The following is a 26,886-nucleotide window of genomic DNA, read 5'->3' as shown; positions in this document are numbered from 1 at the left end:
TGAAAAATATAGTAGTTCTAGAAACCGTTGTAGTATTTTAAATAGGTAAAAGTACTTTTACCTAAACTAGAATCTCATAACACCCTTTCACGTCGTATGATACGACATATGATAAATAATGTCAAAATATTATTTCGACTTTTTTGACATTAATGGAGAATTGCTACTTAATTTAATAAGTTTTAGTTGGATACTGTTAAATTATTGTTTTGACATTATGTTATTTTTTGATTACTATTTTTAATAAATATATAGCAAAGGTGAAAAGTATGGACGTAAATAAAATAAATGAAGCGTGGACAGATGTATATTACTATCTTCACTATAAGCATGTGGATGTATTAACTCATCAAAATATACGTTTTATGCAAGCCATTTATAAAAATAAAAATATCACAATATCCTCTCTCTCAAAAATAATGAATCTATCTCACAATACAGCCTCTGAACATGTGCAACGCTTACAGAAAAAACAATACGTTGAAAGACGAAAAAATCCTAATGATGAGCGACAAACGTATGTAACATTGACTAATTTAGGAAAACAGATATTAAAAAGAAATACAGAGTTAGATGAGGAGAAAATAAGACAGGTATTGGGGAAATTAGAACTTGAAGAGCAAATGTTAATCTATGAAGCACTTCAATTACTTAGAGAAACTGTAATAAATGAATTTTCTTAGTTTTTAATTTGGTAGAATGTTATGTTACTGTAACGTAAGATCAGACTAAAATAAAAAAATAGCTACTTTGATAGAAATTCAAGTAGCTTTTTTTTATTTTTCAGAAATAATTAATTTGTTTGACTCTTTCCTTTTTTTCCAATATAATGCTAATTGGATGTTTTGTTTTTCCATTAAAGGATTATTTTTCATTAATATTAAGGGGGAATAAATTTGTTACCAGAATTAAGAGTACTACCAATTGAAAGCGTATTCTTACATGAAGAGTATGAATTAGAGCGTCTTCTAGGAATTAGTCAAAAGATAAAAAAAGAACAAAAACTAAAAAATCCACCAATTGCATTACAAATTAATGAGAATAAATATTTAATTTTGGACGGTGCACATCGTACGTCTTCTCTTATAAAATTAAATTGTAAAAGAATAGTAGTTCAAGTAGTTAATATAAATCAGGTTTCTATTAATTCCTGGGCACATCATGTTCCGAATGATGAGTTACTAATTGATGAATTAAAAAATAACCCAGGCATAGAGTTGAGTGCTCAAAAACAAGTAAACAGTTTATTAGCTAGTATTCATTTTAACAACAATGTATTTTATTTATATAATAAAAACTCTTCAATAAGTAACATTTCAGGGAAAGTTTCTAAGTGGAAAGAAATAGTCAATTCTTATACTGACAAATATGAGTTTAAAAGAATTCATAATAACGAGGTATTACCTGTAGAAGGTATCACTTTTAAATATCCAGCATTAGATTTTAATGAAATTGTTCGTATTGTTGAATCAAACTTATTATTACCAGCTGGTGTAACAAAGTTCTCGTTGGACTGTGGGCGAGTTTTAAACTTGAATATACCATTAAGTTTTTTAATAAGAGAAGATTTAGATCAAGATAACTGGGATGAATTATTAAATGATTGGAAATCTTCAGTTAGACTGTATACAGATCCTATATATCTTTGTGAAGCCTAAATATAAGGGATATTATTTAAGTACATAAAATATTTAATGATAGAACTAATTATTTAATCGAATTAAATAATACTAAATTTAAAATTTGGAGTGAGAATCTTATGTTTTTTGATAGTATTACTGAATGTATAGGAAATACACCTGTAGTTGCTTTAAATGACGCTTTAGTTCCAGAGGGGAAAAAACTTTTTCTGAAATTAGATTATTTTAATCCTAACCTCAGTGTTAAAGATCGAACAGCCTTCGGATTAGTTAAGTCAGCCCTTGATAGCGGAAAACTAAAAGTTGGGGGTGTCTTAATCGAGTCAACTTCTGGGAACTTAGGGAAATCATTATCGATGCTCGGAGCTGTATATGGATTTAAAGTTATTATAGTGGTTGATCCTAAGATTAGTCCTAGCATTTTGAAATGGTACAAGGCCTATGGTGCACAGGTGGAAATGGTTCATAATCCTGATCCTACGGGAGGATATCAAAAATCTAGAATACAACGTGTTCAGGAATTATTAAGTAAATATCCAGATGCGTATTGGCCTAATCAATATGATAATCCTAATAATCCTTCTTATCATTATGAGACTACCGGCAAAGAAGTTTTAAAATTACCTATTGATTCTGTAGTTGGGGCAGTGAGTACAGGTGGACATTTATGTGGAGTGGCTAAACTTGTTAAGCAAGAAAAACCCCATATTAATATTGTAGCATGTGATGTACAAGGATCGGCTGTTTTTAATAATTGTTTTAGTCCCTATTTAATTAATGGAGTAGGATTAAGTTGGCGAGGAGAAAATACAAATTTAGAGGTAATAGATAAAATTGGAATTGCAAGTGATCAAGAGGCAATATCTATTTGTAGATTATTAGCTAAAGAACATGGACTGCTGATTGGCGGATCAGGTGGTTTATCTGTATTTACAGCTTTATCTTGGTTAGCAAATAGTGATGCTAAATCGGCATTAGCGATTATACCTGATACTGGAGTAAATTACTTAGATCAAATTTATGATGATGAGTGGCTTGTAGAAAAAAATGTAACTTTAATTGATAGAGTAGAGATTAAAAAGAGAACTATGGAGCGAAAATTCAGACTGCCTATCGAACTTCCTGTAAAAGAACTAGTTAATTCATAATTTAATTTGATTAAAATAAAACATTTAAATAGTATTAGTGAAAGCCGTATTCTATTCATCTTTTTTAATAACATAGTTTTATAACGTTAATAAAAAGAGAGCTCCTTTATAATTTGTACCCTTTGTAAAGGATATTTTGAAAAAGTTAGGCAACATCAAGAAGATGATTTCTGTATCGAACAGAAGTCATCTTTTTTAATTCCATCAATATCTATAATGGTTATAGTACATGATATATTTCTTAATCGCTTATTTTAACTCAGTAAAAAAACAAAAGTATTTATATGTGCTTCATCTTTCAGATGACCCCCAAAAAAATTCTTATGAGGCGTTATCCTAACAGTTTCCTCTTCTTAACATAGATAGTTTTGGACTATTTTCCAGTAGATAGAGCTTGTGTAGTAAGCTCCTTGGTCTGAATGAATATATGTACGTTCCATCAATTGAATTCTCTTATTCCTTTTTATTTTATGAAGGGTTATTATTACTAAGTATAACGTCATCTGTTCTAACATATGGTAAGCTAAAATTTTATACGTCAATCCATCTAAAACCGTAGATAAATTTGAATTTTGCTTGCTGTGTAAATAGTCGTTATTTCATTTTGAAGCTTCTCTAATCCCAATCTCCCTCTTCTTATACAAGAAATACCCTATAGAATAGAAATTTTTCAATGTCTATTCTATAGAGGGTTACATTATTCAAAGAGGCCCTTTTTTATTAATGCTATACTTCCAAAAAGCCTGATGAAGTTCCAATCGCTATAACAATGTCTGTTTTATTTAATAATTTTTTATCTTGAAGTTTCTTTAACGCAGCTATTGTAGAAGAAGCAGATAGTTCAAGAAATATACCCTTTTTTAACAAAATTTGTTGAGATTGAAGTGCTTGGTTACTAGAAATAACTATAGCTAAACCATTGGATTCCGTTAGTGCATTCCAAGCTTGAAACGTTACTGTTGTACCATCTAATGACTTTAACATTGTTTCTCCAAAAAATTCTTGTGTATACAAGGAACCGTTTAAGACCCTTGTTAATCTAGCAAATGGTTCAACTGCTATCATATTTGGTAATGTAGCTATAAGTTTACTTTTATGCATTTCTTTAAATCCTTGCCAAATCCCCCATAGCAGATCACCCCTTGATACAGGCACAATGACTTTTGTTGGTACTAGTCCCTTTAATTGTTGTAAGATTTCATATGCAATTTTTTTGTAGCCTTGTACGCCAAAAAAGTTACTTCCTACAGGAGGAAGTATATAATTACTTGCAGGATAAAATCCATCTTTTGTGAGTTTTTGTAGTGTATTCCATCTATCTTCATAAGTATTAGTAATTATGGTTTGTGCACCATAATTTTTTAATAAGGATAAAATATTTTTATTTAAAGAGTCTGTAGCAATAACAGTACATGGTATATTTGCATAAGCAGCATAAGCAGCTAATGATACACCAGCGTTTCCACTAGATGCGATAGCAATGCCTTTACAGCCCTTTTCAATGGCTCTAGTTACAATTAAAGAACTCATTCTATCTTTATGTGAACCTGTTGGATTCTGTCCTTCATATTTTATATACACGTTACCATACTTACTTTCATCTAAAGGTATAAGAGGAGTATTTCCTTCACTTAAAGAAATATAGGAGCTATATGGTAGTAAACAAGTATTATCATAGTTAGTATAAATCACATTTAAGCTAGAAGGCATTTTTTTCGCTAAACATTTTGGACACCCTTCAAAAAAATCATTTATTTCATAAGTGGCAGAACAACGTAAACATTGAAGCGATTGGATTCTACTGTTTTTGATAATTTTAAATATCATACTATGTTTTCCTCCTATATCAAGTAATAAGTGTGTCTAAAATACTTTATTTAAAGAGTCTTATTGTTAGAATATTCTTGAAACTAGAATCAGTTGGTATAAGTTAGAATGAAAAATTAATTAATGAAGTTTGAAATCAATCTGTTAGTTTTATAGTTACTTTCATTGCAGAGTTATTTTATTTTATAGGATAATTAAAATTGAAAATCAGAAAGAGTTCATCCACCGATTGTTTGGACTTATAGCATAAAATACGATTCCGTGAGGAATCTACTATCATCCATATTCCTCCTCAAATATTTGCACCAGAACCTAAAAATTAATATCATCAAGAACGCTCGTTTCCTTTTTTCGGTGTTGATTTAATGAAACAGTATCATTTTGTTTAAGTGCCATTTCTCCTATAGTCTGTGTTTTTATAGTGTTCAGTTGATTGAAAATTTCAACTGGGTTCTCTGAAAAAATAAATCTTAGCAATTCATGAGCAAAGGGAGTTCTTGTTTTCCCAGTTGTCATTAGGTTATATAATGGTATATTTTTGTTATTACTTAGCTCTAACCATTGAAATAGCGTTTCTTCATATGTGTCAATCTTGTTTTGTGAATGTTTTATTTTTTCTTTCTGCTCAGTAATTGCTCCTTTAGCTTCAGATAATTGTTTTTCGAGAATTTTGCATTTCTGTATATATTTTTTTAATTTATTTTCATTTATTTTAAGAGTACCAATTAGTTTGTTTTTATCTGCTTGTTTCCCTGTAAAGAATTTATTGATGGCATCTTCAGTATTAATAATTATTTCGTCTTCTTGGGTATTTCCTGCTATGCTGTGAGTCAATACTTCATTGGCCTTATCTATATGCTCCCTACCTGTGCCTTTTCGCCAAAAAAATTCTTTCATATTATATTCAATTTCCCCTTTTTGAAAGAGTTCTTGGGAGAAACGATATACTTCCATGTATTGAATTTTCCCCTTAATTTTTTTCTCCTTTGAATATCGGTAAATAATATTCTGTATAATATGAACGGGATATTCGGCTTTGGGTCTTCCTCTTCGTCTACCTGTCATCGTAATCGCTTCCCTTTTTGAAGTTAAGTTTGCTAGCAAAATTTACAGCCTTATGCAATGCCGAATCAAGTTCTTTTTTTGTATAATGGAGGTCCTGGTTAAAGCTAAGGCTAAATTCGGAAACGTCCTCTTCACTTAACCCCTCTTTTAAGGCAATTTTATAAAGATTATTCATGGTTGTGATTAATCTTGGAATTTCATTGTTGCAATTTTGTTGTTCACGTTCAATTATAATTTTCTTTTCTAAATATTCCTCTTCACTAATTCTCCAATAATCACAAAAAAAGCATTTTTCTGTCTGACAATACATATTTGGATCAGTGCAATATCCAATAGCTAGCTTTTCTTTAAAATCAGAGTTGTTTGGTTTTAAAACTTTTTCATACAGGAATTCCTCGTCAATAAGACTCAATTTATTACAGACTCCGAAGTTTGAATCTGTATCTTCCTTTTTTTCTTTGTTTTGTCCTAAATTCAAACGATACATCATTTGTACAATTTCTACATCAACCCAATATTCCATATGTTGTTGATAATGATATTGAGCTTGAAGTGAAGTGTGTCCTCCAAGTCGTGCGATTTCTACAGGATGATAAGCTAACCTCATTAAGTTGAGGAAAGCAAAGTGTCTTGTATCTCCAGGGCTAATTCTGTCCTTATATTTTAGGTTGTATAATATGTCTACTATCTCATCGTAAAATCGATTTAATAGATACTGTAAATCAGTATAAGTGAAGCGGTCTTCTTTATAACTACTTAAAACAGTTCTTTTGAATGATTTTGGAGATATGAGTGTAACAGATGTACCAAATTGATGAGTTAAGTCTATGTATCTCTCTATTTTTTGATAGATTTCTTTTGGAATTGCAAATGTATCAATGATTTGAATTTTATGGGAATTATTTTTCTGCTTTATTCTCGGTAATTTAATGTAAAATCTATCATTTCCTTTGCTTAGAGAATTTCGTGAGATTCCACAAAATTCAGAGGGACGCATTGGGATTTTGTTGCTTAAAACCCACCATATATATAGCGGATAATATTGAAAATAATGTTTATCTTCTACATCAACCTTAGACATATAATCCTCAAGTACCCAAGAAAAAGATAAAATATCTTGGGGAGTAGGAAGGGAACGAACTTTTCCAGAAACCTTTTCTATATCAATTTCTTTTTTTAAGTCTACTAGCATTTTTCTATATTCATTATTTTTATCAATATTTTCGTAAAAATCTAAGTAGTTTAGGATGGGAATACACAAGTTCCATCTTTTACTATCATTACATTCATATTGTAAAAATAGGCGGGTAGCATCTAAATGTTTTTCATCGAATCCTCTTGTAAGTAAAATAAACTCTTTTATGTAATCATAATATTTTCTTAGAGATTCAATAGAACGATTAAATAAGTTTGTCATAATCCAACACTTTAAAGAATTTATTACACTATTTTCTTTGATACCTAAGAAAAGAAGGTGTTCTTCTAATTCATTAAATTTAAATACAACAGATACATATCTACTTTTACTTATAAATTTCCAAGTGTTACTGTCTATGTCTCCTTCAATCATAATTTTATGCTGTTTAGCTTCTTCAATTATGTGTTTAACATCCTCAATCATATCTTGAGAAGTAAATGAATAAGCATTAAATTCGTCAAGTTCTATTGAAATGTTTTGCGTTAGGTTTTCTTGATTAGCGGGCATAGTCTAAACCACCTATCTTAATTTTGGAATAGTCACTAATTGTTTTGAGCTAGGTATTTTAATAAGTACTTGTTTTAAACCTTCTATACCACCTTCAAAAAAATTTGAAACAGCTTCTTTGCCGAAGCGCTTAATAGCTTGCTCAATTAAATTTAGATAAGAATATAAGATATTTGCTAAATGAATTTTTTCGCCTTTTTCCAATGTTTCTGGCATGTTTTTTTGGTGATACTGTAAAAATAATTCGAAATCCTTACTTAACTGAGACAATGTATGAAAATGAGGTATAGCGAACTGACAATTTGTACAATCTCGTGTTGGGAAAGGACAATCTGCAAATATACACTGAAATCCTTCTTTTCTTGCGGGGAGCTGTTTTAAATTGATCAAATTTACAAGTTCTGTTCTTTCCTCAATGGTTAGTTCATACAGCATTTTGTTTATAGATTCTTGTTCTTTTGCTAATTGTTTAAAATAACTAGCCATGGTTTCAATTTGGTATACATCACCAAATATTTCTTTTGTTTTTAAGGCGATCTTTGTTCGCTTTAATCTATCTTTAGGTAAATTTCCAATTAACATTTCGGATAAGGTATCATATATATAGCCGAAATTTCCTAAGTCGAAGAGCTGGGTGGTTATAAAATCCATTTGCTCTTGTGGAATGTCGATATAAATATTTGTTGTTTCTTCACTAGAATGACTGCGGATATACTTTGTGATTTCTAATGGATTACGGTTCGTCGTTTTTTTGATAACACTATAGATTAAGCTAATGATAGTTCGATTCATCTGTGTGGATTTGAATGTAAAGTCTTTATTGAAGCCGTTAAAAAATTTCTCTGCATGAACAGTTTTAAACACCATTTTTCTATTATCTAGGTCAATTATATAGTTTGATAATGGTCTTATAATTTGTGTTCTTAGTTCACAGATTGCTGTTACATGTGCAAAGCTACTCATCAATTCATTTGAACAAAAGAAATAACGTTTTTTGTTTGTTTTTGAGTGGAATAAGGGGAATGATTTAGCTTGATTAACGATATTTGTAATCTCATAGGAATTGAAGTCATTTTTTTTTAACCAATTTAAAGCTTCTAATGGATTTTGATTTTTAAGTCGTGTATTACTAAGGTTAATTCTTGGAAACAGGGTTATATCAGAATGCCGCCATGCATTATTTAAATGTAAAAGAACATATAGCCATGCTGAATCATAATGATAGCATTTAACTTGCTTTAGCTTTTTTGTATCATTGTCAATTTGATTAAGTACATCATGGATAGCTAATGTTTTATGTATAGTGGTATCTTTTACATAATCTAATAAAGCTAAGTAATCAGAAAGAGGATACACTTCTTTGTCAGAACTTGAAGATCTATCATTTTTATATGGATTAGGTAATATCTGATGCTTAAATTTAATGGATTTATTTGTATTTTGGCGACTATCTGATAATTTTTTTAAAAACTTATAGATTTCAGTTTGTACTGATTTTGTGATGTTTGAATTGAAAACGGAAAATAAAATTTCTTGTGTGCTGAAATTATAAATCTCCTTTTGTTTTGTAAGTTGAGCTAATAATAAAGTTGTACTGTAAAGTATTTGGATATCCTTTCTTTTGGTAGTGTCTGAAGCTTTGCTTTTATTTAGTTTGTTACTTACATATTGAAACCAAAGTTTTTTTGTTTCTATACCATTTTCATGGAAGGTTAGCTTGGTTTCTTCAACAACCTTATAAAATATATTGATAGGAGTATCTATTAATTTATATAAAATATCTTCATATTTTCTTTTGTCATTTAGTTCTTTCTTTAGATTATCTACATTGCTTTTTGAATAAAGTAAGAGTGAACCGGAACTGCGTAAATTAAGATTGTCTTTGTTGATACGAACTAAAGGAGGAGGGTGGATTGACTGAATTCTCTTTGTATAGAATTTACTTGAAAGAGTGGAATAGGCGATTCCTAATAAGTTTATGGTTTCCTGGCTGGTGTAGTAATTCTTTCGGATGTAGTTCCACAATTTTTCTTGTTTGTTTTTTAACATTTTTATGTCGTTTTCAGAATAATATGTAGCGGACTCAATGTTGAATCTGAATTTTTCCTTTTTTAGATTATATTCTGCAGCTACTTTATTAAAATTGTCAGATGAGATTCCTAACATATTACTAGATTTTTCTTTAGATAATAAGTTGAATTTTCTTCTTTCTTTACAAAAAATCTTCCATTCTTTGGTGTTAACATAACAAAGGAATGGGTTAGCATGATGGAAGCGAATAATAGGTTTATCGTATTTAAATAACCAATACTGTCTTAAGGTACTTAATTCGACATTCATCATTTCAGCTGCTTGAATTAGATTAATATGAGCATTCAAAAATTCTTTAAATTTCTTTTTTTCTACAAAATATTTTTTCTTGTTTATTTCATGCTCAAGCATTACTAGATTTAAGTGTTTATTGTCATGAAGGTAAATAAATCGATGTAAATGAGAACTTGCATTTAAATTTTTTGTCATGCCCATTTGCTTTAAGGCTTCTAATATGTCTGTATAATTTTCGTTAAGTATCCCTACTTTTAATTTGAATTGTGCAATTGAGAAAAGGGAGAGTAGTATTTTAGTGTTTTGAATCTTTATTTTTACAATACGATCATGCACTAAATCTTGTAATAAATTTTCACCTAATCCGTTTAGGATTTCACGATAGTCATTACGGAGAGCTTTATATTCACCATACACATGTTTATAAGGCTCGATGGAATCATAGGAGAGAGGTTTATCAATGAACTTTGAAATTGCTTGATCAATTGAAATAGGGTTTAAAGGCATAGGCTTTCTCCAAATTTAAATTGTTTTATTTTTTCAGTTCCAATAATTGTTTCACATTTTAAATAAGCATCCAAAATCTCATTTTCATATGCTTTTCTAATGTTATTTATTGCCTCAGTTGTTAATTTTAATGCGTTTTTTTCTTCTACGTAGGCTAATGCAGAATTGATGTTTTTATCTCCTCTTGCAATAGCGATTTCTGGTATAGTAGCACCGATTTGAAGTAGAAAGTTGGTGAAAACACCTCTACCAATATGAGTAGACCAATCCTTGTCAGTAAGAAATAGGTAATCTTCTGTTTTGCATTCTTCACTAAGTTGCTTTAAAAATTCCTTTTTAATCTTTTGAAATCTATCTTTATATGCTTTCCCTGTTATTGGATTCCCTGTTTTAGGTGATATGAATAATGCTTTATTATTAGTAGTAATTCCTTGTTTCAGCATTTTATTTAATAATTCTTTATGGTTTTTGTATACACTAGAGAGAACAGGATTTACTAATAACGCTTGGTTTCTTGGGCATTTCACTTGCTCGTGCTGAAGATTTTTTTTGTTTGAAAATAGTTGTTCATGCCTATCCCTAATTTTTATGATGAATTTCTCATTACCAAGATCCTTCTCATTCCAATAATATGGAGAATCAATTGCATCTTTTGTTATATTTACAACTTCTCCTACTCGTATACCACCAAAGAATTGAAAGCAAATACCTAAAGCTATGTCTGATGCTACATCTTGAGCTATTTTAATAAACCTAAGGACTAAGTCGTATCGATTATCGCCAAAGTCTACCAATTTATTAGAAATCTTTTCGTCTCTACCGGGATATATTGTTCCTAACTCTAAATCGTAAAAAGGGGAGTTCCATCCTTCATTTAAATTTACATGTATGATTTGGTTCTCCTTTAACCATGTATAAAACTTAATTAGATAGCTTTCTATACGATATATATAATCCCCAGAAATTTTCCCATCCCTTTCTTGTAAGGATAAAAATGAAATATATCTTGAACCATGTGTCAGGTTTAGCCCGAATAATCCCTTAGTAACTAAGTCCTTATAATCTGTATCATTATTAGTAATTTGTTCTCTTAGATAATTCAAAAATTTCGTTAATTCATAAGCTGCATTGCGTTGTGAACTAAGAGATTGAGATTTTCCGCTATAGGAACTTCTGACGTAATTTGTCAAAGGGGATGGAAAGGTAATACTAGTTTCTTCATCTAATATACCAATTCCCACAACCCTTCGATTGAACGTTCTGCCATCTGTATAATATATAGATGTGTACTCTTTCACTATAAATTTGAACTTGTTATTAAACACGATAATCCCCCTGTGATTTTTATCCACACTATATATTCTTGGTTAAAAATAAAAACCCTTTAAAATTAAAGGGTTTACGGTATCTTTTTAATTGATTTTATATTTTTATCCATACATTGTTATACAAGAACTTCATCTAAAATTAAAACGAGGTGTCGATGCATCTTCGCTTCTTGTACGACAACTTCCATATCTTTTTTATTGTGAGTAACAGCGTTTAATAGACGAAACGGGGTACCGGTACTTCCTGCAATTGCACTGGCAATGGATGTTTTTCCTGTACCTGGAGGACCGTATAAAATCATAGATTGAAAATGATTTGCTTGGACCATTCGCCATAAAATCTTTCCTTCACCAACTAAATGCTGTTGCCCAATAATTTCTTGAATATTTTTAGGGCGCATTCGATGTGCGAGTGGTTGTTTCATTTAGACCGTCTCCCTTAATATATAATCTCGTTCTATCGTATCATTTTTTTCTACGGAGTTTGAAATAGGATGTTGTTTTATGGGAAAAATGAAGGTGAATATTTTCATTTTTCTTTCAATTGTAATAATTTCCGAGTTTTTCAATGTGATTTTATGTTATCATTTTGATACACAAGTTGAAATTTCTTATAATACTATATTATGCTATAATTTCATAGGATTTTAAATTGTGTTCTTTTTATAAATAAGATATAACCAATAGAAGTGAAAATTTGAAAAGAGGTGCAAAATAGATGAAGATTTCAACAAAGGGCCGCTATGGCTTAACAATTATGATCGATCTTGCAAAAAAGTTTGGTGAAGGTCCAATTTCATTAAAATCAATTGCGCAGGCGCATGACTTATCCGAGCATTACTTAGAGCAATTAATTTCACCACTTCGTAACGCTCGTCTTGTAAAGAGTACGCGAGGTGCATATGGTGGATATGTATTATCTGATCAACCAGCTAACATTACAGCTGGGGATGTAATCCGTGTATTAGAGGGACCGATTAGTGTTGTAGAAATGATAGAAGAAGAAGAGCCAGCACAGCGCCAGTTATGGATGCGTGTTCGTGATGCGGTGCAAGAAGTGTTAGATAGTACAACGTTAGAAGATTTAGTACGTTATGAGGAAGAAAATCACGGGGGCTATATGTTTTACATTTAATTCCTTGTGAAACGATTTGGAAAGAAGGAGATTTAATGGAACGCATTTACTTAGATCATGCTGCGACATCTCCGACTCACCCAGAAGTGGTCGAAAAGATGATTCCATATATGACAGAAATATTCGGGAACCCGTCTAGTATTCACTTTTACGGACGTCAAACTCGTCACACAGTAGATGAGGCGAGACGAGTGTGTGCACGCAGTATTCATGCGAATCCGAATGAAATTATATTTACGAGCGGTGGTACAGAAGCTGATAATTTAGCGCTTATAGGTGTAGCACGTGCGAACCGTCATAAAGGTAACCACATTATAACGACGCAAATTGAACATCATGCGATTTTGCATACGTGCGAATTGTTAGAGCGTGAAGGGTTTGAAGTGACATATTTACCTGTCGATGAAACAGGGCGCATTCAAGTTTCTGACATACAAAAGGCATTAACCGAAGAGACGATTCTTGTATCTGTTATGTTTGGGAATAATGAAGTAGGGACAATGCAACCAATTGTGGAAATAGGAAAGCTGCTGAAGGAGCATCAAGCTTATTTCCATACAGATGCGGTACAAGCTTACGGTTTGGTAGAAATTGATGTGAAAGAGTTTGTTATTGATTTATTATCCATTTCAGCCCATAAAATTAACGGACCAAAAGGTGTAGGGTTCTTATACGCTGGTGCAAATGTGAAATTTGAGCCGTTATTAATAGGCGGAGAGCAAGAAAGAAAACGCCGTGCTGGTACGGAAAATGTGCCTAGTATTGCTGGGCTTCAGCATGCAATTCTTATTGCTGAAAAAACTCGTGAGCAAAAAAATGCCCAATATGAAGAGTTTAAAGATATAATGGTATCTGTCTTCAAAAATGAAGGCATTACTTTCGAGGTAAACGGAAACTTAGAACATCACTTACCGCATGTGCTCAATGTAAGTTTTACAGGAATGAACATTGAACCGTTCCTTGTGAACTTAGACCTAGCTGGCATTGCAGTATCAAGTGGTTCTGCTTGTACAGCTGGTTCGATTGATCCATCACATGTATTAGTAGCGATGTTTGGAAAAGACTCCGATCAAATACGTTCATCCGTACGCTTTAGTTTTGGACTTGGAAATACGAAAGAGCAAATTGAAAAAGCGGCGTACGAAACAGTGAAAATCGTGAAGCGATTAACACAAAATTAGTATGGGAGGTGACATGATGAACAAACTACCTCACGAAACACGCGTTGTCATCGGTATGTCCGGTGGCGTCGATTCATCTGTAGCAGCACTTTTATTAAAAGAGCAAGGTTATGATGTAATCGGAATTTTTATGAAAAACTGGGATGATACAGATGAGAATGGTGTCTGTACAGCAACTGAAGATTACAATGATGTAATTGAAGTGTGTAACCAAATCGGTATTCCGTATTATGCAGTAAACTTTGAAAAACAATACTGGGATAAAGTATTTACGTACTTCTTGGATGAGTACCGAGCTGGTCGTACACCAAATCCAGATGTAATGTGTAATAAAGAAATTAAATTTAAAGCATTTTTAGAGCATGCAATTGCGCTTGGTGCTGATTATGTAGCAACAGGCCATTATGCACGCGTTGCTTATATGGACGGCGAATATAAAATGCTTCGCGGCGTTGATGACAATAAAGATCAAACGTACTTCTTAAATCAATTAAGCCAAGAGCAATTATCAAAAACAATGTTCCCGTTAGGTGAATTAAAGAAACCGCAAATTCGTGAAATGGCGAAAGAAGCTGGCTTAGCGACAGCGGCGAAAAAAGATAGTACAGGCATTTGCTTCATTGGTGAGCGTAACTTTAAAGATTTCTTAAGTAACTACTTACCAGCGCAACCAGGTGTGATGCAAACATTATCTGGTGAAGTGAAAGGGAAGCATGACGGTTTAATGTATTATACAATTGGACAACGTCATGGACTTGGAATTGGTGGTAACGGTGATCCATGGTTTGCTGTTGGGAAAAACCTAAAAGAAAACATTTTATATGTTGATCAAGGATTCCATAACGAACTTCTATATGGTGATGAAGTTATTGCTACCAATGTAGGATGGGTAAGTAACAAAGCAAAAGAAACAGAATTTAAGTGCACGGCGAAATTCCGTTATCGTCAAGAAGATAATAAAGTAACGGTTCAAATCGTTGATGAAAATACAGTTCGTATTCTTTGTGATGAGCCAATTCGTGCAATTACACCAGGACAAGCAGTTGTTTTCTATGATGGAGATGAGTGCTTAGGCGGTGCTACAATTGATGAAGTATACCGTAGTGCTAAGAAATTGGATTATTTAGGATAAATGAGAAGCCTCTGCCGATTAGCGGTTAGAGGTTTCTTTTACATAAAGCGAATTTTCGTTCGCTTGGAAAATACATTCTTTGTTATAATTTGTTGTAGAGGTGAAGGACATGTCAAACAAACTTGAAACAGGTATTCAATATATGCAAGAAGGAAATTGGGAAGAAGCAGCTAAAAATTTTACAGAAGCAATCGAAGAAAATCCGAAAGATGCGCTTGGATACATTAATTTTGCAAATTTATTAGACGTATTAGGTGATAGCGAGCGAGCGATTTTATTTTATAAACGTGCACTAGAGTTAGATGATAAATCTGCAGCTGCCTATTATGGTTTAGGAAATGTATATTATGGCCAAGAGCAATTTACTGAGGCGAAAGTTGTATTTGAACAAGCAATGCAAGCTGGATTACAATCAGCTGATGTAACATTTATGTTAGGTATCACACATGTACAGCTTGGAAATGATCGTCTTGCACTACCATTCTTACAAAGAGCAACAGAATTAGATGAAAACGATGTAGAAGCTGTATTCCAGTGCGGACTTTGCTTCGCGCGACTAGAACACATTCCAGAGGCGAAACCTTATTTTGAAAAGGTATTAGAAATGGATGAAGAGCATGCAGATGCGTATTACAATTTAGGTGTTGCGTACGTATTTGAGGAAAATAATGAGAAGGCTCTTGCTTTATTTAAGAGAGCAACTGAAATTCAGCCAGATCACTTTTTAGCTGGTAATGGTGTTCGTTTATTAGAGCAAGAAGTTGAATAAGGTGAAAATATAGTTAATGGGTAGTTATCTCTCATCTAAAGAGGTGGGGGATGTACTGCTCATTAAAGTGAAAATATCGGAAAGGAGAGGCAAGATGGGAAATCAACATGCAATGGATTTGTTTGAGGAAGAGAAAAAGTTTATAAAAGCGCAAGTTCTTCATACCATTTTCCACAACGAAGAAAACCTCTATTCCGTTGTCAGTATGAAAGTCATTGAAACGAATGAAACATATGACGAAAAGAAAGTAATGATAAACGGTCATTTTCCCCGCATGCATGAAGATGAAGTGTTTACATTGACAGGTCACTTTAAGGACCATCCAAAGTATGGAAAACAATATTTGGTTGAAACATTTAAAAAAGAATTGCCGCAAACAAAAGCAGGTATGGTGCAATATTTAGCGAGTGATTTATTTAAAGGGATAGGAAAGCGTACAGCTGAAAAAATTGTGGACCATCTCGGGGAACATGCTATTTCTAAAATTATGGATGACCCTGAGGCGCTAAATGGTGTTGTTAACAAACAAAAATCTCAGGAAATATATGAGACAATTGTTGAACATCAAGGATTAGAGAAAGTAATGAGCTTTTTAAATGGTTACGGTTTTGGAACGAAACTGTCTATTAAGATTTACCAGCAATATAAAGAGATGACATTAGAAGTGATTCGTAATAACCCATATCAGCTTATTGAAGAAGTGGACGGGATTGGATTTGGAAGAGCGGATGATATAGGACGTGCGTTAGGGATATCGGGTAATCATGATGATCGTGTACGTGCGGGATGTTTTTATACGTTAGAAAATGTATCATTACAACTTGGCCACGTTTATATGGGGAAGGATCAACTTGTAAGAGAAACGATGTCACTTTTGAATAACCAAGAAGGAAGAGTGACAGAGGAAGATATTATAGGTTGTATTGAAATGATGCAAAGTGAAGGGAAAGTTATCATAGAAGAAGAACGAGTATATTTGGCCTCGTTGTTCTACTCTGAAAAAGGCGTTGTAAAGTCCATTCGCAGGCTTATGAACCAAGAAGAAACACCTTCATTTCCTGAAGCCGAGGTGTTAAAAACATTAGGTGAAATTGAAGAACAGCTAAACGTGCAGTATGCACCGTTTCAGCAAGAAGCGATTCAAACGGCACTTCATAAGCCGATGATGTTATTAACAGGTGGACCAGGAACGGGGAAAACAACTGTTATTAAAGGGATTGTTGAAATGTATGCATCATTGCACGGATTATCGTTAAATCTGAATGAATATAGTGATGATAATCCATTTCCAATACTATTAACAGCTCCAACAGGAAGAGCAGCGAAGCGGATGAGTGAATCGACAGGACTTCCAGCTTGCACAATTCACCGTTTGCTTGGCTGGACGCCAGAAGGATCTTTCCAGCGTAATGAAACGGATCCTGTCCAAGGTAAGCTCCTTATTATTGATGAATTTTCAATGGTTGATATTTGGCTTGCAAATCAGCTATTTAAGTCGCTACCGACGAACATTCAAGTTATCGTTGTAGGTGATGAAGATCAGTTGCCATCTGTAGGACCTGGACAAGTATTAAAAGATTTATTAAATGCAGGCGCAGTTCCGACAGTGAAGCTTACTGAAATTTATCGTCAAGCAGAAGGCTCATCTGTTATTCAACTTGCCCATGCAATCAAAGACGGCACGCTCCCGCCAGATTTAGCACAAAATAAAAAAGATCGTTCATTTATCAGCTGTACAGGGGCTCAAATTGTTGAGGTTGTGAAAAAAGTTTGCGAAAATGCTAAAACAAAAGGATTTAGTGCAAGGGATGTCCAAGTATTAGCACCGATGTACCGCGGGCCTGCTGGTATTAATGTATTAAACGAAGCATTGCAACAAGTATTTAATCCGAAGAGGGAAAAGAGTAAAGAAATTGCTTACGGTGATGTTGTATACCGAAGAGGCGATAAAGTACTGCAACTCGTTAATCAGCCAGAGAGCCAAGTGTTTAATGGTGATATTGGAGAAATTGTTTCGGTGTTTTATGCGAAAGAAAACGTTGAGCAACAAGATATAATTATCGTTTCATTTGATGGAATTGAGGTAACGTATACAAAGCCCGATTTAAATCAAATTACGCATGCATATTGTTGTTCCATTCATAAATCACAAGGTAGTGAATTTCCGATTGTTATTATGCCGATCGTGAAAAGTTACAACCGTATGTTACGTCGTAATTTAATTTACACGGGCATTACAAGAAGTAAGAAGTTCCTTATTATTTGCGGGGAGGAAGCAGCTTTCAAATCTGGTGTAAATCGGCTTGATGATGCAATGCGTCAAACAACTTTGGCTAGTCGCTTGCAGGAATCACAAGGAGAAGTACAGATGGTCACAGTTAATGGCGAAGAAATGGACGTGGAAAACATTTCACCGTATGATTTCATGTAACAAGGTGAAATTATATAGTGAAACTTTCAAACGCATAGCGTTGAAAGGCTCCAGCAATGTATAAACGAATGCAGTTTGGACATAATGGCGAATAGAATCTGGGAGTCTGTAAGGAGATGAAAGCCATATGTTCATTTGTCCAAATTGCAAAGGGAAAGACATTGGAAAAATAGGTGTCAACCAATTTTATTGCTGGAATTGTTATATCGAATTATCGGTTTCAAAGGGGAAAATCCATACACATCAAGTTGAGGAAGATGGTTCATTAAGCTCTCTTGATGATTTATTTGATGAGAATGAAAGAACGATCGGATAACGAAAAGGGGGATTTACTTTGAATCTACGCAATTCATTAATCGCATTAGGTGTTGGAGCTGCAGCATATCAATATGCTCGTAAGCAAGATGTATTTTCAAAACGCAATATGAAAAAAGCACGTAAGATGATTAAGTCTTACTTATAATCATTTCGATAAAGTGAAAAACTCCCTTATTGACGAGGGAGTTTTTTTATGCGCTCATATGCAAATAAAAAAGTCCGATTTCTGAGAAAAGATAAGATAGACCGTAGCAGCCAACGCCGAGTATTCCATACTGCCATAATTGCTTCGCTTTTTCTTTACGTGAGGAACGAATAAAGAACCCCTTCCAAATACCAAACCCGATACAAATCCATTCAAGAATCATAAAAAGTGTTGATAATCCAAGCATAAACAAAACCATAATTAGCCCTCCTGATTATATTAATTCATGCTGTATTCTCAGGGGTGGTTGTCCTTATTATGTTATTTATATGTACGTCTTTAAAAAACAGTATGGTCCGTATGAAAAGATTTTAAAAGTTTCGCACATAACCTACCCCATTTATTTTCAAAATAAAGGTGGAGGAGGTTTTTCATGTGAAGAATCTTAAAATCATTTGGATATATCGTTTAGGATTATTGTTACTTGTTTTTCTTTGTTTGCTCGTCTTTTTAAAAATTAAGCCACTATGGGCACCGATTATTTTTGTATTTAAAGTAGCAATCACGCCATTTCTTATCGCTTGTTTTATTGCGTATTTATTGCACCCTTTAATTGAAAAAATCCATAAGGAAGGGATGCCCCGTACACTTGCCATTTTGCTCATTTATATCCTTTTCTTTGGCGGAATTGGTTATGGGATTTATAAAGGAACGCCAGTCGTTATTAAACAGCTACAAGAGATTAATGAACAATTTCCGCAGTTTACAAAAATGTACGATTCGTGGATGGATGGCGTTACAGAACAAACAGCGAATTTCCCTTCGTTCATTCATGAAAAGGTGAAACAACTTTTTGTGGGTGTGGAAACGAAGATTCAAGCGCTTTTAAATAAAGTGATGAGTACAGCTCGTGGTGTACTCGATTCATTGCTTATTATTTTCTTAATACCGTTTATTGTATTTTACATATTAAAAGATTATGGTGAGTTTTATCATATCTTTTGGAAACTAGTCCCAAGTAAATGGCGAGGTACGGGGCAAATGCTTGCGAAAGAAATTGATAAGTCACTTGGAAGTTATATTCGAGGACAGTTATTTGTTTGTTTAGTATTAGGGGGAGTATCAGCTCTTTCTTTTTGGTTTATCGGTATGAAATATCCATTATTGCTTGGCATTATTATTGGGGTAACGGATATAATCCCGTACTTCGGTCCTATTTTAGGAGCGATCCCGACGTTAATGATTGCAGCAACAGTATCAACGAGTTTACTTATTAAGGCGGGGATCACGATTGCTATTTTGCAATTTGTGGAGAGTAACATTTTATCGCCTTACATCGTTGGTAAGTCACTTCGTATGCATCCCGTTATTATTATGCTTGCCTTACTAGTTGGGGGAGAGGTAGCTGGGATTGTAGGATTACTAATATCGGTTCCCATTTTAGCAGTTATTCGCACCGTCATTGTTCATGTGAGGCCTCTCTTGAAAAAAGAAGATGTGTAAGTATAGAAGCCCTCTATGTAAGAAATAGAGGGCTAATCGTATATTTATTTAGAAATCTGCTCGTGTATCTTATGAACGAGGGAGCTCACATCATTTGTTTGAATATGTTTTATTTTTTTCCATTCGTTATCATACATAAATACAATTTGATTGTTGAAAAGACGCTTTTGTTCTTTTAAATTAGAAATTTTTGCGAAAGAGTACTCTTCAAATATTGGATTGTTACTTACATCTGGTCCATAAAAGAATAGCCTTTTGTCCGTTAAAATCAATAGGCCTGGTCTCGCGACGGAACGATAAATAAATATGTCTAATGAACATGCTGCGTAAAATAATATCGTTTCGTCAGTCGCTAATATGTTTTTAGCTTTGCTAAGTAAGGTTGTCATTGTGATCGCCCCTTTATTTTATTAACAATAATTTAATTATAGCAAAAAAAGTAATATTTAGAAATTTTTAGAAATTATTCTTATAAGGAGATTCCGATTTGTTAATAAACGCATAATATATGAAAAGGCTGTTAAGAATGAATAGTAGAATACTTATGATTAATAAGCAATTAATACAATATAAATGATTATCTACATTGACAAACTTAAGAGAATTCTATTATATTTAGTCATATAATACATTAAATCAATGACGGAACAAGTACGTTACAGTCCATTTATAGAGAGAAGCTTCCATATGGCTGAAAGAAGCTTTAAATGAAGGGTAACAGAAAGCTAATCCTGAGAGCAGCTAATCACTGCCGTCTTGCCACGTTACGGCACCATGAGGTGATGAATTGATTGTTCTTGTAATCAATTCATAATTAGGGTGGTATCGCGAGTTAACTCTCGTCCCTTTTATAGGGACGGGAGTTTTTTATATTTAAGGAGGAAAATACAATGAAACAACTAACAGGCGCACAAATTCGTCAAATGTTTTTAGACTTTTTCCAAGAAAAAGGACATGCAGTAGAACCTAGTGCATCACTAGTTCCACATGAAGATCCATCTCTTCTATGGATTAATAGTGGTGTAGCTACATTAAAAAAATATTTTGATGGACGTGTAATCCCGCAAAATCCACGTATTACAAATGCTCAAAAATCAATTCGTACAAACGATATTGAAAACGTAGGGAAAACAGCTCGTCACCATACATTCTTTGAAATGTTAGGAAACTTCTCAATTGGTGATTACTTCAAAGAAGAAGCAATTACGTGGGCTTGGGAATTCTTAACGAGCGACAAATGGATTGGATTCGATAAAGAATTACTATCAGTTACAATCCATCCAGAAGATGAAGAAGCATTCACAATTTGGAATGAGAAAATGGGCGTTCCAAAAGAGCGTATTATCCGTTTAGAAGAAAACTTCTGGGATATTGGTGAAGGACCAAGTGGACCGAATACAGAGATTTTCTATGACCGCGGGGAAGCTTACGGTAATGACTTTAGTGACCCAGAATTATATCCAGGTGGAGAAAACGAGCGTTACTTAGAAGTATGGAACCTTGTATTCTCTCAATTTAACCATAATCCAGACGGTTCATATACACCACTTCCTAAGAAAAACATTGATACAGGGATGGGTCTAGAGCGTATGACATCTATCGTTCAAGATGTGCCTACGAACTTTGATACAGACTTATTCATGCCGATGATTGGTGCAACAGAATCAATTTCTGGTGAGAAATATCGTAATGGCGATTTAGAAAAAGATATGGCATTTAAAGTAATTGCTGACCATATCCGTACAGTAACATTCGCTGTTGGTGACGGTGCTCTTCCATCTAACGAAGGTCGTGGTTATGTATTACGTCGTTTATTACGCCGCGCTGTTCGTTATTCGAAGAAATTAAACATTAACCGTCCATTCATGTTTGAATTGGTACCGGTTGTTGGAGAAGTAATGAAAGACTTCTATCCAGAAGTACTTGAAAAGAAAGATTTCATTGCGAAAGTTGTGAAAAACGAAGAAGAGCGTTTCCATGAAACACTTCATGATGGTGAAGCAATTTTAGCTGAAGTTATTGCAAAAGCAAAAGAAGAAAAAACAACTGTTATTTCTGGAGTAGATGCGTTCCGTCTATATGACACATACGGTTTCCCAATCGAATTAACAGAAGAATATGCAGAAGAAGCTGGTATGACAGTTGACCAAGAAGGCTTCGAAAATGAAATGGAAAAACAACGTGAGCGTGCACGTGCTGCTCGTCAAGACGTTGACTCAATGCAAGTTCAAGGCGGTGTACTTGGAGAAGTTAAAGTAGCGAGTGAGTTCGTTGGTTACGGTACAGTTGCAACAGAAAGTAACGTTGTTGCACTTGTGAAAAACGGTGAATACACAGACAGCTTACAAGCTGGTGAAGAAGGACAATTAATGCTTGATGTAACACCATTCTATGCTGAGAGCGGTGGACAAATTGCAGACCGTGGTTACCTTCTTGCTGACGGCGTGAAAGTTCTTGTAAAAGACGTACAAAAAGCACCAAATGGTCAAAATTTACACAAAGTAGCTGTGGAAGAAGGCACGTTAACGAAAGATGCAGCTGTGAAAGCTGTTATCGATACGAAAAACCGTAGTAGCGTTGTGAAAAATCATACAGCAACTCACTTACTACACCAAGCATTAAAAGACGTACTTGGAACGCATGTTAATCAAGCAGGTTCTCTTGTAACTTCTGAACGTCTACGCTTTGACTTCTCTCACTTCGGTCAAGTGCAAGCTGACGAATTAGAAAAAATTGAGCGTATGGTAAACGAGAAAATTTGGGAAAGTATTAACGTTGAGATTTCTCAAAAATCAATCGGAGAAGCAAAAGAAATGGGCGCAATGGCATTATTCGGTGAAAAATACGGAGATGTTGTACGCGTTGTACAAGTTGGCGATTACAGCTTAGAGCTTTGCGGTGGTTGTCACGTTGATAATACAGCTTCTATCGGTATTTTCAAAATCGTTGCTGAGTCTGGTATCGGTGCAGGAACTCGTCGTATTGAGGCGGTAACTGGTAAGTCTGCATACGAATTAATGAACGATCAAGTAGGTTTATTAAAAGAAGCAGCAGGAAAAATGAAAACAAATCCGAAAGATATTTTAACAAGAGTTGATGGTCTATTTGCTGAAGTGAAACAACTTCAAAAAGAAAACGAATCTCTTGCTGCGAAATTAAGCAATATCGAAGCTGGAAACTTAACTGATTCTGTAATGACAGTTGATGGTGTGAATGTATTAGCAGCGAAAGTAAATGTTGCAGATATGAACAACTTACGTACGATGATGGATGATCTAAAAAATAAATTAGAGTCAGCAGTTGTTGTATTAGCATCTGTTAATGACGATAAAGTAAACATCCTAGCAGGTGTAACGAAAGACTTAATTAGCCAAGGTTACCATGCTGGTAAACTTGTGAAAGAAGTAGCTTCTCGTTGCGGCGGTGGCGGTGGTGGCCGTCCTGATATGGCACAAGCAGGCGGTAAAAACCCGGCTCAAGTCGAAGAAGCTTTAGCATTTGTACAAGAGTACGTTAAATCTGTTTCAAAATAAAGAGATAGTAGTGTACAATGGTAGGGAGAGGAGAAGTTCTTCTCCCTATACTTACTATATAAGTGAGGTGCTTGAAATGGACGGTTTTGATAAAACAATGAAGTTTAGCATTCAAGATGAAAAACAGAGTGTCCATGTAAATGATGTACTTTTAACTGTGTATGATGCACTTCAAGAAAAAGGCTATAATCCGATTAACCAAATCGTCGGTTATTTATTAAGTGGAGACCCAGCATACATACCTCGCCATAAAGATGCACGAAGCATCGTTCGTAAGCTTGAACGTGATGAAATCATTGAAGAGCTTGTGAAGTCTTACTTGAAACATCATCGTGAGGAGTAGTTTATGCGGATATTAGGTTTAGATGTAGGTACAAAAACAGTCGGAGTTGCAATGAGCGACGAAATGGGCTGGACAGCACAAGGATTAGAAACAATTAAGATTAACGAAGAACGAGGTCACTTTGGTTTTGATCGTATTTCTGAGTTAGTAAAGCAGTACAATGTGGACAAAATAGTAGTAGGTTTACCTAAAAATATGAATGGTACAATTGGCCCACGTGGTGAAGCGTGCCAACAATTTGCAGAAAACCTACGAGAGCTGTTACAATTAGACGTTGTAATGTGGGACGAGCGTTTGTCGACGATGGCAGCGGAACGTCTACTCATTTCAGCGGATGTAAGCCGTAAGAAGCGAAAACAAGTAATCGATAAGATGGCTGCAGTCGTAATCTTACAAGGATTTTTAGATAGTAAATAAGAGGTGACCAAAATGGAAGAAAATCAAATTACAATTGTAGACGAAAAAGGTAACGAACATTTATGTGAAATTATTTTCACTTTTGATGCTGAAAAATTTGGTAAAAAATCATACGTAGTCTTCTCTCCAATCGGTGAAGTAGACGAAGATGGAGACCCAATTTATGATGCAATGGCTTATGAGCAAAATGAAGAAGAGGGCGGAAGTTTACTTCCAATCGAATCTGAAGAAGAGTGGGAAATGGTACAAGAAATGTTCAACACTCTTGCTGATGAGCAAGAAGCTGAATAATAAGTACTGAAAAGATGGACGACATACAGTCCATCTTTTTTTGTATTTATATGTAAAATGAAAGATTTTTTGTCGAAACTGTGTAATCCTTTGTAGTATAATGAGACGGATTGTAGAAAAATAAAATGGATACTAAAAAAGATAGGCGAATTTGTTGTGGCTTTCCATCATGCTGTATAGAAACATATACATATGGTCTACAATTGAATAAGGAGGAAGAGTTTTGATAGAGAATCAAGTGAAAAAGAAGCGTAGACGCATCTTTTTATTTTCGATTATTGCACTGCTTTTAGTTTGTGGTTCAGTCTATGCGTATATTTCATCCGCATTAGGACCAGTTGATAGCGGGAATAAAAAAGAGATTGAAGTAGAAATTCCGAAAGGATCATCTACAAGTAAAATTGGAGAAATTTTAGAAGAAAAAGGCGCTGTGAAAAACGGTACAGTTTTTAGTTTTTATACAAAGGCTAAATCGAAAAGTTTACAAGCAGGTACATATTTATTAAATCCTTCGATGAATGCTAAAGATGTTATCGAACAAATGTCATCTGGCAACGTGCATCGTCCAGCTCTTTATAAAGTGACGATCAAAGAAGGAGCCCAAGTAACTGAAATTGCAGAAACGATTGCGGCAGAACTAAAGTGGAATAAAGATGATGTTACGCGTCAATTAAACGATAAAGCATTTATTCAAAAAATGCAGCAAAAGTATCCGAAGTTATTAACGGATAAAATCTTTGATAGTAATATTAAATACCCATTAGAAGGTTATTTATATCCTGCGACGTATTCATTTTATAAGAAAGATACGACGTTAGAAGAAATCGTAATTCCGATGCTTGAGAAAACAAATGCAATCATTGTTCAAAATGAGGCAAAAATGAAAGCGAAGAACTGGGATGTTCATCAGCTTTTAACATTATCTTCACTTATTGAAGAAGAGGCAACTGGTTTTACAGATCGTCAAAAGATCTCTAGTGTCTTTTATAATCGTTTAGCGAAAGGTATGCCGCTTCAAACGGATCCAACAGTATTATATGCACTTGGAAAGCATAAACAACGTGTATTATACGAAGATTTAAAGGTAAACTCACCGTACAATACGTATGTTGTAAAAGGATTGCCGGTAGGGCCGATCGCAAACTCTGGTAAACATTCAGTGGAAGCTGCGTTAGAACCTGTGCAAACAGATTATTATTATTTCTTAGCTGCACCAAGTGGTGAAGTGTACTATGCCAAAACATTAGAAGAGCATAATGCATTAAAGCAAAAATACATTACGAAAAAACAGTGAAATGGGGAGGGATAGCGAAAAAAGTCGCACATCCCTCTTTTTTGTGGTAAAATATATCGGGTTAAAAACTGGCAGAAGAATCGTTTTTAATATCAAAACGGGACGTACAAGCTAAGGGTAAAACTGGCTTGTATTTTTATTGCATTCTATGTGGGAAAAGACGTCATAGAGGCACTTCTCCATGTAAATAAGGAGGACCATTTATGGAGGATGCAGTTAACGAGTACCTATTATCATTTATTGATCCGAAAGATAAATTAATTCTTGAAATGGAAGAATATGCAACAGAAAATCATGTGCCGATTATGGATCGACTTGGAATGGAATTTATGCTGCAATTTTTACGTTTAATTGGACCGAAAAGCATTTTAGAACTTGGAACAGCAATCGGTTATTCTAGTATTCGTATGATGCAAGCTATTCCAAATTCACGTATTGTGACAGTTGAGCGCAATCGTGAGCGATATGAAAAAGCACTTGAATATATAGAACGTTCCCCAGTAACAGATCGTATTTCAGTTATTTACGGTGATGCGTTAGAGACAGGTGAACAAGTAAAAGAACACGGGACATTTGACGTTATTTTTATTGATGCAGCAAAAGGACAGTATCGTCGCTTTTTTGACTTATATGAACCGTTATTAAATCCTGGTGGCGTAATTATTTCAGATAATGTTATGTACCATGGTCTTGTAACGACAAAAGAAAAAATTGAAAACAGACGTACACGTGGTTTAATCCGTCGTATTAAGACGTACAATGAGTGGCTTATGAACCATGAAGGATACGATACAACGATTTTCCCAATTGGTGATGGAGTAGCTGTTAGTAAAAAGAGAGGGTGACCAA

At 34.1% G+C, this 26,886-nt stretch carries 24 protein-coding genes, 2 pseudogenes and 1 other annotated feature; of the genes and pseudogenes, 17 read left to right on the top strand and 9 right to left on the bottom strand.

Annotated elements, in window-relative coordinates; translation table 11 throughout:
- Nucleotides 1-269 precede the first annotated feature (269 nt).
- The 3 genes from C4S65_RS08455 (at nucleotide 270) to C4S65_RS08445 (ending at nucleotide 2,788) form a co-directional block, all read left to right on the top strand.
- A complete protein-coding gene (locus C4S65_RS08455) occupies nucleotides 270-683 on the top strand; it encodes a MarR family transcriptional regulator (RefSeq protein ID WP_103945188.1) in 414 nt (137 codons plus the stop codon).
- A 213-nt stretch (nucleotides 684-896) separates the two neighbouring features.
- Complete coding sequence (locus C4S65_RS08450; RefSeq protein ID WP_103945187.1) at nucleotides 897-1,658, top strand: ParB N-terminal domain-containing protein; 762 nt, start codon at nucleotides 897-899, stop codon at nucleotides 1,656-1,658.
- A 101-nt stretch (nucleotides 1,659-1,759) separates the two neighbouring features.
- A complete protein-coding gene (locus C4S65_RS08445; RefSeq protein WP_103945186.1) occupies nucleotides 1,760-2,788 on the top strand; it encodes a pyridoxal-phosphate dependent enzyme in 1,029 nt (342 codons plus the stop codon).
- A gap of 204 nt (nucleotides 2,789-2,992) precedes the next feature.
- On the opposite strand, the pseudogene C4S65_RS35110 reads toward C4S65_RS08445, so the two are convergent.
- The 7 genes and pseudogenes from C4S65_RS35110 to C4S65_RS08415 form a co-directional block, all read right to left on the bottom strand.
- Nucleotides 2,993-3,363: pseudogene (locus C4S65_RS35110) on the bottom strand (IS3 family transposase); the annotation flags it as partial.
- Between the two features lie 151 nt (nucleotides 3,364-3,514).
- The gene (locus C4S65_RS08440; RefSeq protein WP_103945185.1) at nucleotides 3,515-4,615 is read right to left on the bottom strand and encodes a pyridoxal-phosphate dependent enzyme; all 1,101 of its coding nucleotides are present in this window, start codon (nucleotides 4,613-4,615) and stop codon (nucleotides 3,515-3,517) included.
- A gap of 312 nt (nucleotides 4,616-4,927) precedes the next feature.
- Nucleotides 4,928-5,680 (bottom strand): hypothetical protein, encoded by a 753-nt coding sequence (locus tag C4S65_RS08435; RefSeq protein WP_103945184.1) that lies wholly within the window; start codon nucleotides 5,678-5,680, stop codon nucleotides 4,928-4,930.
- Complete coding sequence (locus C4S65_RS08430; RefSeq protein ID WP_103945183.1) at nucleotides 5,670-7,385, bottom strand: site-specific integrase; 1,716 nt, start codon at nucleotides 7,383-7,385, stop codon at nucleotides 5,670-5,672. Before C4S65_RS08430 ends, C4S65_RS08435 begins: the two co-directional genes overlap by 11 nt.
- Before the next feature lie 12 nt (nucleotides 7,386-7,397).
- Nucleotides 7,398-10,217 carry a hypothetical protein gene (locus C4S65_RS08425; RefSeq protein ID WP_103945182.1) on the bottom strand — a complete coding sequence of 940 codons (2,820 nt, stop codon included), beginning with the start codon at nucleotides 10,215-10,217 and terminating at the stop codon, nucleotides 7,398-7,400.
- Complete coding sequence (locus C4S65_RS08420) at nucleotides 10,208-11,542, bottom strand: hypothetical protein (RefSeq protein ID WP_223840577.1); 1,335 nt, start codon at nucleotides 11,540-11,542, stop codon at nucleotides 10,208-10,210. The genes C4S65_RS08425 and C4S65_RS08420 overlap by 10 nt, the downstream gene beginning before the upstream one ends.
- 128 nt (nucleotides 11,543-11,670) lie before the next feature.
- Nucleotides 11,671-11,970, bottom strand: a pseudogene (locus C4S65_RS08415) (AAA family ATPase); the annotation flags it as partial.
- Between the two features lie 293 nt (nucleotides 11,971-12,263).
- Here C4S65_RS08415 and C4S65_RS08410 point away from each other — a divergent pair.
- The 7 genes from C4S65_RS08410 (at nucleotide 12,264) to C4S65_RS08380 (ending at nucleotide 18,656) form a co-directional block, all read left to right on the top strand.
- On the top strand, nucleotides 12,264-12,680 hold the full coding sequence (locus C4S65_RS08410; RefSeq protein ID WP_000704116.1) for an Rrf2 family transcriptional regulator: 417 nt from the start codon (nucleotides 12,264-12,266) through the stop codon (nucleotides 12,678-12,680).
- A gap of 35 nt (nucleotides 12,681-12,715) precedes the next feature.
- Nucleotides 12,716-13,861 (top strand): cysteine desulfurase family protein, encoded by a 1,146-nt coding sequence (locus tag C4S65_RS08405; protein WP_086407256.1) that lies wholly within the window; start codon nucleotides 12,716-12,718, stop codon nucleotides 13,859-13,861.
- Nucleotides 13,862-13,877: 16 nt separating this feature from the next.
- Complete coding sequence (mnmA, locus tag C4S65_RS08400; RefSeq protein ID WP_001038009.1) at nucleotides 13,878-14,993, top strand: tRNA 2-thiouridine(34) synthase MnmA; 1,116 nt, start codon at nucleotides 13,878-13,880, stop codon at nucleotides 14,991-14,993.
- A gap of 109 nt (nucleotides 14,994-15,102) precedes the next feature.
- Complete coding sequence (locus C4S65_RS08395) at nucleotides 15,103-15,762, top strand: tetratricopeptide repeat protein (RefSeq protein WP_000066410.1); 660 nt, start codon at nucleotides 15,103-15,105, stop codon at nucleotides 15,760-15,762.
- Between the two features lie 94 nt (nucleotides 15,763-15,856).
- Complete coding sequence (locus C4S65_RS08390; RefSeq protein ID WP_086407255.1) at nucleotides 15,857-18,193, top strand: ATP-dependent RecD-like DNA helicase; 2,337 nt, start codon at nucleotides 15,857-15,859, stop codon at nucleotides 18,191-18,193.
- A gap of 127 nt (nucleotides 18,194-18,320) precedes the next feature.
- On the top strand, nucleotides 18,321-18,509 hold the full coding sequence (locus C4S65_RS08385; RefSeq protein ID WP_000469281.1) for a hypothetical protein: 189 nt from the start codon (nucleotides 18,321-18,323) through the stop codon (nucleotides 18,507-18,509).
- Between the two features lie 18 nt (nucleotides 18,510-18,527).
- Nucleotides 18,528-18,656: a YrzQ family protein gene (locus C4S65_RS08380; RefSeq protein WP_001053553.1), complete on the top strand. Its 129-nt coding sequence runs from the start codon at nucleotides 18,528-18,530 to the stop codon at nucleotides 18,654-18,656.
- Nucleotides 18,657-18,702: 46 nt separating this feature from the next.
- On the opposite strand, the gene C4S65_RS08375 is transcribed toward C4S65_RS08380, so the two are convergent.
- Nucleotides 18,703-18,915, bottom strand: a complete 213-nt coding sequence (locus C4S65_RS08375) for a hypothetical protein (protein WP_000242540.1) — start codon at nucleotides 18,913-18,915, stop codon at nucleotides 18,703-18,705.
- 176 nt (nucleotides 18,916-19,091) lie between these two features.
- Between C4S65_RS08375 and C4S65_RS08370 the strand changes: the two genes are divergently transcribed.
- Entirely contained in the window at nucleotides 19,092-20,159 is a 1,068-nt protein-coding gene (locus C4S65_RS08370) for an AI-2E family transporter (protein WP_000793128.1), read from the top strand.
- Nucleotides 20,160-20,203: 44 nt separating this feature from the next.
- On the opposite strand, the gene C4S65_RS08365 is transcribed toward C4S65_RS08370, so the two are convergent.
- Nucleotides 20,204-20,548, bottom strand: coding sequence for a PH domain-containing protein (locus tag C4S65_RS08365; RefSeq protein WP_086407254.1), 345 nt, complete (start codon nucleotides 20,546-20,548; stop codon nucleotides 20,204-20,206).
- 241 nt (nucleotides 20,549-20,789) lie between these two features.
- Nucleotides 20,790-21,009 (top strand) — a binding site (T-box leader).
- A gap of 40 nt (nucleotides 21,010-21,049) precedes the next feature.
- Here C4S65_RS08365 and alaS point away from each other — a divergent pair.
- The 6 genes from alaS to C4S65_RS08335 all read left to right on the top strand — a co-directional run bounded on the left by alaS (nucleotide 21,050) and on the right by C4S65_RS08335 (nucleotide 26,882).
- Nucleotides 21,050-23,692 carry an alanine--tRNA ligase gene (alaS, locus tag C4S65_RS08360; RefSeq protein WP_000811810.1) on the top strand — a complete coding sequence of 881 codons (2,643 nt, stop codon included), beginning with the start codon at nucleotides 21,050-21,052 and terminating at the stop codon, nucleotides 23,690-23,692.
- Nucleotides 23,693-23,768: 76 nt separating this feature from the next.
- Nucleotides 23,769-24,035 carry an IreB family regulatory phosphoprotein gene (locus tag C4S65_RS08355; protein ID WP_000348591.1) on the top strand — a complete coding sequence of 89 codons (267 nt, stop codon included), beginning with the start codon at nucleotides 23,769-23,771 and terminating at the stop codon, nucleotides 24,033-24,035.
- A 3-nt stretch (nucleotides 24,036-24,038) separates the two neighbouring features.
- Nucleotides 24,039-24,452 (top strand): Holliday junction resolvase RuvX, encoded by a 414-nt coding sequence (gene ruvX, locus C4S65_RS08350; RefSeq protein ID WP_001221202.1) that lies wholly within the window; start codon nucleotides 24,039-24,041, stop codon nucleotides 24,450-24,452.
- A gap of 12 nt (nucleotides 24,453-24,464) precedes the next feature.
- Nucleotides 24,465-24,743, top strand: a complete 279-nt coding sequence (locus C4S65_RS08345; RefSeq protein WP_000392245.1) for a DUF1292 domain-containing protein — start codon at nucleotides 24,465-24,467, stop codon at nucleotides 24,741-24,743.
- A gap of 223 nt (nucleotides 24,744-24,966) precedes the next feature.
- Complete coding sequence (gene mltG / locus C4S65_RS08340; protein ID WP_000572140.1) at nucleotides 24,967-26,037, top strand: endolytic transglycosylase MltG; 1,071 nt, start codon at nucleotides 24,967-24,969, stop codon at nucleotides 26,035-26,037.
- A 203-nt stretch (nucleotides 26,038-26,240) separates the two neighbouring features.
- Entirely contained in the window at nucleotides 26,241-26,882 is a 642-nt protein-coding gene (locus tag C4S65_RS08335; protein ID WP_000389102.1) for an O-methyltransferase, read from the top strand.
- Nucleotides 26,883-26,886: the final 4 nt, after the last annotated feature.

The sequence above is a fragment of the Bacillus sp. ok061 genome (genome assembly GCF_900108285.1).
Classification (GTDB): Bacteria; Bacillota; Bacilli; order Bacillales; family Bacillaceae_G; genus Bacillus_A; species Bacillus_A thuringiensis_S.
The sequence above is the reverse complement of the archived record's forward strand: the minus strand, read 5'-3'. Positions and strand labels throughout refer to the sequence as shown.